At 70.6% G+C, this 9,016-nt stretch carries 12 protein-coding genes; 3 read left to right on the top strand and 9 right to left on the bottom strand.

The window, feature by feature from the left end; all coding sequences use genetic code 11:
- Positions 1 to 174: 174 nt before the first annotated feature.
- From E1285_RS11840 to E1285_RS11815, 6 genes are all read right to left on the bottom strand, one after another.
- Positions 175 to 915, bottom strand: coding sequence for an ABC transporter permease (locus E1285_RS11840; RefSeq protein ID WP_165966570.1), 741 nt, complete (start codon positions 913 to 915; stop codon positions 175 to 177).
- Positions 912 to 1,631 carry an ABC transporter ATP-binding protein gene (locus tag E1285_RS11835; RefSeq protein WP_132151118.1) on the bottom strand — a complete coding sequence of 240 codons (720 nt, stop codon included), beginning with the start codon at positions 1,629 to 1,631 and terminating at the stop codon, positions 912 to 914. Before E1285_RS11835 ends, E1285_RS11840 begins: the two co-directional genes overlap by 4 nt.
- Positions 1,628 to 2,176: a TetR/AcrR family transcriptional regulator gene (locus E1285_RS11830; protein WP_243722726.1), complete on the bottom strand. Its 549-nt coding sequence runs from the start codon at positions 2,174 to 2,176 to the stop codon at positions 1,628 to 1,630. The genes E1285_RS11835 and E1285_RS11830 overlap by 4 nt, the downstream gene beginning before the upstream one ends.
- Before the next feature lie 201 nt (positions 2,177 to 2,377).
- The gene (locus tag E1285_RS11825) at positions 2,378 to 3,061 is read right to left on the bottom strand and encodes a pentapeptide repeat-containing protein (protein WP_132151116.1); all 684 of its coding nucleotides are present in this window, start codon (positions 3,059 to 3,061) and stop codon (positions 2,378 to 2,380) included.
- 30 nt (positions 3,062 to 3,091) lie between these two features.
- A complete protein-coding gene (locus tag E1285_RS11820; protein ID WP_132151114.1) occupies positions 3,092 to 3,745 on the bottom strand; it encodes an NAD(P)-binding domain-containing protein in 654 nt (217 codons plus the stop codon).
- Complete coding sequence (locus E1285_RS11815) at positions 3,742 to 4,050, bottom strand: hypothetical protein (RefSeq protein ID WP_243722725.1); 309 nt, start codon at positions 4,048 to 4,050, stop codon at positions 3,742 to 3,744. The genes E1285_RS11820 and E1285_RS11815 overlap by 4 nt, the downstream gene beginning before the upstream one ends.
- A 265-nt stretch (positions 4,051 to 4,315) precedes the next feature.
- On the opposite strand from E1285_RS11815, the gene E1285_RS11810 reads away from it, so the two are divergent.
- Complete coding sequence (locus E1285_RS11810) at positions 4,316 to 5,722, top strand: NAD(P)/FAD-dependent oxidoreductase (protein ID WP_347814073.1); 1,407 nt, start codon at positions 4,316 to 4,318, stop codon at positions 5,720 to 5,722.
- Between the two features lie 83 nt (positions 5,723 to 5,805).
- Here E1285_RS11810 and E1285_RS11805 read toward each other — a convergent pair whose 3' ends face one another.
- The 3 genes from E1285_RS11805 to E1285_RS11795 all read right to left on the bottom strand — a co-directional run bounded on the left by E1285_RS11805 (position 5,806) and on the right by E1285_RS11795 (position 7,283).
- Complete coding sequence (locus E1285_RS11805; RefSeq protein WP_207946545.1) at positions 5,806 to 6,225, bottom strand: RidA family protein; 420 nt, start codon at positions 6,223 to 6,225, stop codon at positions 5,806 to 5,808.
- Positions 6,222 to 6,536 (bottom strand): fumarylacetoacetate hydrolase family protein, encoded by a 315-nt coding sequence (locus E1285_RS11800; RefSeq protein WP_243722724.1) that lies wholly within the window; start codon positions 6,534 to 6,536, stop codon positions 6,222 to 6,224. Before E1285_RS11800 ends, E1285_RS11805 begins: the two co-directional genes overlap by 4 nt.
- A 255-nt stretch (positions 6,537 to 6,791) precedes the next feature.
- Positions 6,792 to 7,283, bottom strand: a complete 492-nt coding sequence (locus E1285_RS11795; protein ID WP_132151108.1) for a MarR family transcriptional regulator — start codon at positions 7,281 to 7,283, stop codon at positions 6,792 to 6,794.
- Positions 7,284 to 7,350: 67 nt separating this feature from the next.
- On the opposite strand from E1285_RS11795, the gene E1285_RS11790 reads away from it, so the two are divergent.
- Both E1285_RS11790 and E1285_RS46565 read left to right on the top strand, forming a co-directional pair.
- Positions 7,351 to 8,184 carry an NAD(P)H-binding protein gene (locus E1285_RS11790; protein WP_132151106.1) on the top strand — a complete coding sequence of 278 codons (834 nt, stop codon included), beginning with the start codon at positions 7,351 to 7,353 and terminating at the stop codon, positions 8,182 to 8,184.
- A 192-nt stretch (positions 8,185 to 8,376) separates the two neighbouring features.
- Positions 8,377 to 8,898, top strand: coding sequence for a DUF1772 domain-containing protein (locus E1285_RS46565; RefSeq protein WP_207946544.1), 522 nt, complete (start codon positions 8,377 to 8,379; stop codon positions 8,896 to 8,898).
- The last annotated feature ends 118 nt before the right edge of the window (positions 8,899 to 9,016 follow it).

Genomic DNA, 9,016 nt, shown 5'->3' with positions numbered 1-9,016 from the left:
GGTTGTTGCAGATGTGCGCCACGACCTTGGGCCCCTTGCCCTGCGGCGAGGTCGCGTCGCCCCGGAGATAGCGGATCCGCACCATGATCATCACGATAACCGGCTGCACCGACAAACCGTCCGGCCGCTGCGCGGCGGACTCCTGCCGCTTCGGACCGCCTCGGCATGACGCGGCTAGTGGTCGGCCAGTCGCCACCAGAGCGCCGTGGCGGCAATGCCCGCCGCGGCCGTGGCGGCGACGACCGTCAGACCGATGGCGGGCACGGACGATGTGCCGGTGAGTCCGCCGAGCGCGGCCGGGACCGCCCAGGGGAACCAGCCGGCTCTCCCGACGGCGGCGACGCCGACGCCCGCGACCAGGAGCGCGACGGTCGCTCCGACGCCGGGCAGGTAGCCGCGCCCCGCGCTCGCGATGATCGCGACCGGCAGGGTGAGGGCGATGTTGAGGGTCAGCAGCAGGAACAGGTCCGCCAGAGCCGCCGGGGTGGCTCCGTGGCCACCGGGCAGATCGAGCAGGGTCCCCGCCGCGAGCCAGACGGCCGTCTGGAGGACGCCGAGCAGGAACAGCCAGACCGTGCTGACCGCGAACTTGGCCAGGACGATCGCCGTCCGGGAGGTCGGGAGTGCGAGCAGGTCCAGAGCGGTGCGGTCACTGAACTCGCGGCCGAACATCCAGGTGACCAGGACGCCGAACAGCAGGAACCCGCCGGCGGCGTCCACCTGCATGAGTGCGGCGCGGTAGCCGGTCCAGTCCGGTGAGATCCCGAGCGCCTCGGACTTGTCACTCAGGGCCGCGCTGTCGGAGGTCACGAAGAGGCAGGCCAGCAGGACGGGCAGCAGGAAGGCCGCAGCCGTGGCCAACGGTGCACGGGACCGGAGGAACTTGACGGCCTCGGTCCGGAGCGCGGCGTTCACGCCGCCGCCTCTCGACGGCGCTCGGTCAGCAGGCGCAGGAACACGTCCTCCAGATCCTCGACGCCGCAGGTGCAGCGGGGCAGGTCGGACGCGGGGAACTCGGTCAGCATGCGGCCCTGGTCGATGACGCCGATGCGGTCGGCCGTACGCGCGACCTCCGCGAGGATGTGGCTGGAGACGAGGATCGCCGTCCCCTCCTCGTGGGCCAGGCGGCGCAGGATGCCGCGCAGTTCCACGATCCCGGCGGGGTCGAGCCCGTTGGCCGGTTCGTCCAGCACGAGAAGGGCGGGGCGGTGCAGGACGGCCTTGGCCAGTCCGAGCCGCTGGGCGTTGCCCATGGACAGCGTCCCGGCTCGCTTGTCGCGGTAGGGGACCAGACCGAACAGGGTCATGGCCTCGTCGACCGCGTGGCGATCGCGCACCCGGCGCAGACGGCGGCTGATCTCCAGGTTCTCCCGGACGGTGAGGCCCGGGTAGGCGTGTGCGCCGTCGACGAGATGGCCCACCCGGCTCCAGTCCGGCTCGGCGCGGCCCAGCAGGCGCACCGAACCCCCGGTGGGACGGGTCATGCCGAGCATCATCCGGATGGCGGTGGACTTGCCCGCGCCATTGAGTCCGAGGAAGCCGTACACCTCGCCGGGATCGACCCGCAGGGAGAGCGCCTCCACGGCCGTCGTGCGTCCGTAGCGTTTGGTCAGCCCATGCGTCTCCATCATCTGATGACCACCTCCAGCGCCTCGGCCATCACGCCCCGCAGATCGGTACGGCCGTCGTCCCCGGCCCAGCGCTCCATCGCGACGGTCGCGGCGGCGAGGCACGCCCCGGCGGCGACCCGCGCCTCGAAGGGATCTTCGTCCGGCAGCGCCTCGACGATGACCTGCTGGGTCGCGTGGTTGTTCTCCCACAGCCGGGCCCGCAGAGCGGGGGTGTGCAGGATCAGCCGGGTGCGGGCCAGCAGGAGCCGCGCGTCGGGCGGCAGTTCCTCCAGCCCGTCCAGGATGCTCAGGGCGATCCGGCGCAGGAGCGGTTCACCGGCCGGGCGGTCGCGGACCCGGGCGGCGATCACCGGGTCGTAGTCGTCCTTGAGCACGAGGTGCTCCTTGGTGGGGAAGTGCCGGAACACGGTCATGACGGAGACGTCGGCGGCCTCGGCCACCTCGGCGACCGTGGTCCCGTCGAACCCCCGATCCAGGAACAACCGCATCGCCTGCTCCTGAACCGTCTGCCGCGTCCGGTCGCGCTTCGTCTCCCGCAAACCCACTGTTACAGACTAACATTTGTTAGCGACTAACCCCACCTCTCACGGTCCAGGCCCGGGGACGAGGTCACAGGCCAACACGCACCGGTTCAGGAAGGCCCGGGGCAGGACGGGCCCGTCGGCCCGCGCGCGGGACGGTCAGCGGATCCGGCGTGGGCGCCGCCCCTCCGTCCCGCCGGCGTTCGCCCGCACGGACATCGCGGGCTAGTCCTCGATTGTGATGCCCATCGCCGACGCCAGGGCGAACAACAGCCCCTGTGCGTCGGCGGTGGGCACGATCGCGCCCTGGAAGCTCTGAATGCCGTTGACACCGTAGAGGTCACACTCGGAAATCCGGGTGCCCTTCATGTTGGCGTTGCTGAACTGCGCTCCGGTGAGCTTGCAGCGTTCAAAACGCACGCCGCCGAGTTCCGCGCCCTGGAAGTTCGCATCGGTGAGGTTGCAGTCCCGGAACACAACGCTCTTGAACCGGGCGAAGCGGAAGGATGACAGGTCCGCGCGGCAATTGCTGAACAGGACGTCCCGGATCCCGCACTCGGTCAAGGTCGTACCGGTCATGCGGCTGCCGTCGATCACCGCGTTGAAGACCCGCGAGTCAAAGAGCCTGAGGTTCGCCAGGTCGCACGATGCGAACTCGACGTCCGTAAGGCTGGCTCGCCGCATGGTCGTCCCGGCAAACCGCGTTTCCTGGAAGCGGCAGCGCTCAAACTCAACATCTTCGGCGTCTTGTTCCGACAGGTCGAGACCGCCATACGCCATGGACAAGTACACGCCATCATCGGCCAGTTCGGTCTCCGAGTCACCCGCTGCAGCCAAGGACTTGGGAAGTTTTGGAGCTACCGGTTCCCTCAGCCGCTTTGAGCGTGCCTGAACGTTGTTGACTGCCACAATCCGACCTTATTCTTCACTGAGACGGGTTCACCTCGGGGTGATGGGCTTGGCTCGTTTCAGGTTGAGTTCCAACTCCTCGCGGTTCTGCTGCGCGTGGCGGACCCAGGCGGGCTGGCCGGGGGCGGTACGCCAGGATTCGCTCAGCGGGCTGTTGTCCACGGTGTCGAAACCGAACTGGTCGTACAGCCGTGTGACGATTTCCACGGCCTCGGGGTAGTCGCTCGACACCGACAGCGCCAGCCGCTTCGGGTCGCCTGCCGGGCGGGCGGCGCTGAACAGGCTCGGGGCCTGGATATGGGTGAAGGCTTTGGCGACCTTCGACGTCGGGAGTTGTTCCTGGCGAAGTTCGTGGACCGTCTTCTCGCCGGAGTCGACTACCGGGAAGTGGCCGTCGCGCCAGGCCATGTAGTTGTTCGTGTCCAGCACGACCTTGCCCGCGAGTTCCTCGACGGGCATGTCGTTGACGAGTTTGAGGGGCACGGCGATGACCACGAAATCACCCGCGGCGGCGGCGTCCGCGGCATGGGCGGCACGCGCCGGCGGGCCGAGTTCGTCGATGAGGTCTTTCAGGGTCTCGGGCCCCCGCGAATTGGCGATGACGACCCGGTAGCCGTTCGCTGTCGCCGCGCGCGCGATCTGGCTTCCGACCTCGCCCGCGCCGATGATGCCGATGGTTGTCACAGGTGCCTCTCCGGTGTCCGTGCGGGCAGGTCCGCCGATGCCAGGAGGGCCAGCTTGTCCGCGTCGTCGGATTCGGGGTCCGGGTGGTAGACGACGAGTTTCAGGTTCTCGGCCCCGCCCACGCTCAGCCGCTCTCTGTTGAGGGTGAGTTCTCCGACCTGCGGGTGAGCGAGCCGGATCGGCGTCCCGCGCTGCCCGCGTACTTCATGCCGGGCCCAGAGCCGGCGAAACAGGCGGCTTGCCAGTGCGAGCTCTCCGACGAGCTCGGCGAAGCGGGGATCGTCGGTGTCGTTGACCGGGCACACGCCGCACGCCGAGATCGGGGATGCCTGCCTGCTCAGGCGTCACCAGCTCGCGCCGAGCGCGCAGGTACGCACCGAGCGCGTTGGTCTTCTCGCTCATGCGACCAGCCTAAATCGCCGTGAAGCCGGTAGAGGGGGCCCTGTCACACCCCAGGCTCGACAGGGCTCTGGGACCGGAAGGCGGTGGCCGCCGCTCGCCGCCGCCGCCGCGCCGGCACGCAGGCCGGCCGGGCCGCGCCGGGCGCGTGAGGTTGCGTTATGCGGCTCCGTGGTGTGCTCTCAATGCGTGACTCAGGAGACATTTGATGTTGTGGTCATCGGTGGTGGCCCGGTTGGGGAGAACGCGGCCGCGCGCGCGGTTCGCGGCGGGCTGAGCGTGGCTCTGGTGGAGCACGAGCGGTACGGCGGCGAATGCTCGTACTGGGCGTGCATGCCGAGCAAGGCTCTGCTGCGACCGGGCAACGCGCTCGCCGCGGCCCGCAGGGTCCCCGGGGTGCCGGTCGGTGATCGCCTGGACCCCGGCCCGGTTTTCCAGCGGCGTGACTCGTTCGCCGCGCACTGGGACGACGGCGAGCAGGAGCGGTGGGTCCGGGAGACCGGGATCCACCCTGTGCGGGGGCACGGCAGCATCACCGGAAAAGGCGTGGTCACGGTAGGTGACCGGGTGCTGGGGGCCGAGCATGCCGTCGTGGTGTGCACCGGCAGCGTGGCCAGGCTGCCCGAACTGCCGGGGCTGGCGGACGCGCGCGTCTGGACGTCGCGGGAAGCGGCATCCGCGAGCACGGTGCCCGGCCGGCTGGCCGTGCTCGGCGGCGGCGTGGTCGGGGTGGAGATGGCACAGGCGTGGGCGCGGCTCGGCTCCCGCGTCGAGCTGATCATTCGCGGCGACCGCCCGCTGCCCGCCTTTCCCGAGTTCGCCGGGGACGCGGTCGCCGCCGGGCTGCGGGCCGACGGGGTGACCGTCCATCAGGGAGCGGACGCCACGGAAGTGTCGCGCGTGGACGGTGAGGTGCGGGTCGGCCTGGCGGACGGGCGGCGCGTGGTCGCCGACGAGCTGCTGGTGGCCACCGGGCGCAGGCCCGCCACCGACGAGCTCGGGATGGAGACGTTCGGGCTGCGTCCCGGCGATCGGCTCGACGTGGACGATTCCGGGCTGGTGCACGCCGTCCCCGGCGGCTGGCTCTACGCGGCCGGCGACGTCACCGGGCGCGCACCGCTGACCCATCAGGGCAAGTACGCCGCCCGCGTGGTCGGCGACGTGATCGCCGCCCGCGCGGCGGGCGCCGATGTCCCGGCAGGGCCGTGGACCGCGTATGCGGCCACCGCCGACCACCATGCCGTACCGCAGGTGGTGTTCACCGACCCTGAGGTCGCCGCCGTCGGAGTCACCGGTGCGCGGCGGCCGGAGCACCGGGAGGTGGAGATCGACCTAGCCGTCGCGGGCTCGGCGCTCCACGCGGACGGCTACACGGGCCGGGTACGGATCGTCGTGGACGGCGAACGTGACGTACTGGTCGGTGCGACGTTCGTCGGCCAGGACGTCGCCGAGATGGTGCACGCCGCCACGGTCGCCATCGTCGGCGAAGTCCCTCTTCAGCGCCTCTGGCACGCCGTACCGGTCTTCCCCTCGATGAACGAGGTGTGGCTGCGGCTGCTCGAAGAACTCGGACTCTGACCGGGCGTGACGCGGGTGCCCCGGTCCTCCGGCCGGGGCGCCCGTTCTGTTCGGGAACCGAGTACCTGGGAGGGGGTGCCCACCTACGGCAGGGCGGCGATTCCCTGGATTTCCAGAAGGAGGTGGGGGTGGGGGAGTTGATGGACGGCGACCGTCGTGCGGGTCGGGCCCGTCTCGTCGAAGTACTCGCCGTATACCTCGTTGTAGCCACCGAAGTCGTTCATGTTGACCAGGTAGGTGGTCACCTGCACCAGGTCGGCGAGATCGGCGCCGGCGGCTTGCAGGATGTCCCGGACGTTGCCGATCACGGCGTAGGTCTGCGCCCGGATGTCGAGCTCGGTCGTGCCGAATTCGTCGGCTACCGCGCCCTCGATGGAGTTGTCCGGGCGACGGCTGCTCGTGCCGGAGACGAACACCAGGTTGCCGACCACACGGACATGCGGGAAGCGTCCGCGTGGGGCCGCCTTGCCTTGGACCAGGCCGGGGGGGCGATGTTCCGTCACGCCGCGTCCTCCTCGGCCACTCGGAACCGCACCGTGCCCAGCCCGTCGACCTGGGCCTCGACGAGCGTTCCCGCTCGCAGTGGCACAGCCGCGGTCGCGGCTCCGGCCAGCACGAGGTCGCCTGCGGTCAGCGGCCGGCCATACCTGGCGGCGAGCCGCGCTCCGGCCGCGAGCGCGGCGAGGGGGTCTCCCAGAATCGCGGCGGTAGAGCCCGCCTCGACCACGCTTCCGTCCACCATCAGCTTCACGTCCAGGCCGTTGAGGCCCCCCAGAACGCCGCCGCGGTACACGTCGGACGCAGCACTCGACAACGAGGGCGGGGACGGCAGCCCTCGACGGCATGGGAGCAGTTGATCAGCCCGTCTGATGCCGGGGCTGGTTGGCGGGTGCTCGGCGCCTGCAGTCGCGGCGCGGACGATCGCAGGTCTTGGACGCCGCCGTGTCAGCCAAGCTCACACGCGGTCCAGCCGAGGTGATGGAGGGAGCGCCCGGAGACCCGCCCGCGTCCCCGGTGCGTGGGAACGCCGCCCCGGCGCACCCGAGATCCCTCCTGGCCGCCGACGCGGTCAGCCGTCGCTGCCGTCCGCGAGGTCGAGGGTTGCGGCGAGTCCGGCGTCGGTGGTCTTCCGGAGGAAGTCGGCGAGCACCGTGAGCTGCTGCTCGTCGTAGTCGGCGCAGATCGATTCCATCGCCGAGTTCATGCCGGCGAACAGCCGGTACACCTCCTTGCCGCGGTCGGGTAGCGCCCGGACGGTGACGGCGCGCCGGTCCGCGGGGTCGCGTTCCCGGGCGACCCAGCCGGCGCGTTCCAGCCGGTCGAGGATTCCGGTCACGGTGGCGGCGTGCAACCGGGCCCGGCGGGACAAGGCGCTCGGACTCAGCGGTCCGTGCCGGCTGATGAGGTCGAGGCAGTCCATGTCGATGTCCTTGATGGCCAGCTGGCCACCGACCTGCCGGTTGAGCGTCGACAGCTGGTTGTGCAGGTCGCGCAGGCTCTCCTTGACCTGAGCGGTCAGCTGTCGCCGGTTGCTTCGACTTCCGGATGTTACGTAGCTCATATTGTTTGGTCCTCGAAATCTTTGTTAGTTTGAAACTCATATAATACGACACCGAGAGGGTCCAGTCATGATCCTGATCACCGGCGCCACCGGCGTCGTCGGCAGGGAAACCGTCCGCCTTCTGGCCGAGACGGGGACGAAGACCGCCGCAGTCACCCGCAACCGGCATGCCGACCTCCCCGCGGGCACTCAACTCGTCCACCCCGCCGAGGTCGCCGCCCTCGACGGCGTGGAGGCCATCCTGCTCAGCCCGCGCGCCACCGGAGCCGCCGCCGCCGACCTGCTGGCCCGCGCCCGCGCAACGGGCACCAGCCGCGTCGTCCTGCTGTCCGCCGTGACGGTGCGGTACCCGGCCGGACACGCACGCTTCCGGCGGCAGTTCCAGGCGGTCGAAGACCTCGCCAAGGGCTGCGGCCTGGACTGGACGATCCTGCGCTGCGCCGACTTCGCCGCCAACACCCTCGCCTGGGCCGGGCAGATCCAGGCGACCGGGGCCGTGCGGGGAGCGTACCCGCGGGCGAGAACCTCGACCATCGACGAGCGCGACATCGCCGCGGTGGCCACCCTCGCCCTGACCCGGCCGCACCACGCCGCCCGGACGTACCTGCTCACCGGCGAGCAGTCGCTGAGCCAGCCGGAGAAGGTCGCCGCGATCGGCGAAGCGCTCGGCCGGCCCCTGCCGTTCGTCGAGGCCACCCCGGACGAGATCCGCCGGGGCATGCTCGCCGCCGGCCTGGCCGACGAGGTACCCGACCGGCTGCTCGGCTCGCTGGCCGACTACGCCCGCGAAGCCGGACCCACCACCGACGACGTACGGCGGTTGCTGGGCCGTCCGGCACGCACGTACGCCACCTGGGCGAGCGACCACCACGCCGCCTTCACCGGGGGAGAACACCGATGAACCTCACTATCGCGGCCGCCACCGGCGGCATCGGACGGCACCCGGTCGAGCGGGCGGCGGCCGGCGTCCACTCGCCTCGGCGGTACGCGGAGCCGACGCCGTAGTGTCCGCGCCCGGCCCGGGAAGCCCGCGCGCGGACGCCGCCCCGCACCTTCGCCACCCGAGGTCACCGATCACCAAAGGATCATGTTCATGACGACGTACGCACGATTCATCAGCCTGGTGTTCGCAGGGCTCTTCGCCGGATTCCTCACCGGAGTCCTCGTCCTGGAGCTCTCGCTGCGAAGTTTCGACAGCACGGTCTACACCCACGTCCGGCTTGTCGAGCTCGACGCCCTCGACAAGCTCGCCGCCGCCACCCTCCTGCCCGCGTTGATCACCACGGCGGTGCTGGCCTACCGGACCTTCCGAACGAACACGCGATGGCTGACCGTCACCGCACTGGCCCTGCTGGTCGTCACCTTCGGCCTCACGCTCGTGGTCAGCGTCCCGATCAACTCCGATCAGCTCGACTGGAACCCCCAGTCCCCACCCGCCGACTGGGCCGACACGCGGGACCGCTGGCAGATCGCCCATGCCGTCCGTACGACGGCCGCGGTCATCGCCTTCGCAGCCCTCGCCTTCGCCGCGCTACTGCCTACCCGCACCCGATCGCAGCGACACGCCCAGCCCGTCACGGCGTCCAGCGGGACGCGCCATGCGAGCCGCCCCTGAGGGTGGCCCGAGATCTGCGCGGACACCAGGTCATCACCGACGACGCCCACAACGGGCGCCTGCCCATGGCGGGGCCCCGCTACTCGCCGTCGATGAGATTTCGAGTCTCCATACGGGC

It is taken from the genome of Actinomadura sp. 7K507 (assembly GCF_004348425.1).
Classification (GTDB): Bacteria; Actinomycetota; Actinomycetes; order Streptosporangiales; family Streptosporangiaceae; genus Spirillospora.
Note: the sequence above shows the minus strand (reverse complement) of the source record. Positions and strands in the feature narration are given on the sequence as shown.

Bases quoted from the DNA above. Each gene is read 5' to 3' on its own strand.
- E1285_RS11835 (WP_132151118.1), bottom strand. From the start codon at position 1,631: ATGATGGAGACGCATGGGCTGACCAAACGCTACGGACGCACGACGGCC.
- E1285_RS11795 (WP_132151108.1), bottom strand. From the start codon at position 7,283: ATGAGCTACGTAACATCCGGAAGTCGAAGCAACCGGCGACAGCTGACC.
- E1285_RS11790 (WP_132151106.1), top strand. From the start codon at position 7,351: ATGATCCTGATCACCGGCGCCACCGGCGTCGTCGGCAGGGAAACCGTC.
- E1285_RS46565 (WP_207946544.1), top strand. From the start codon at position 8,377: ATGACGACGTACGCACGATTCATCAGCCTGGTGTTCGCAGGGCTCTTC.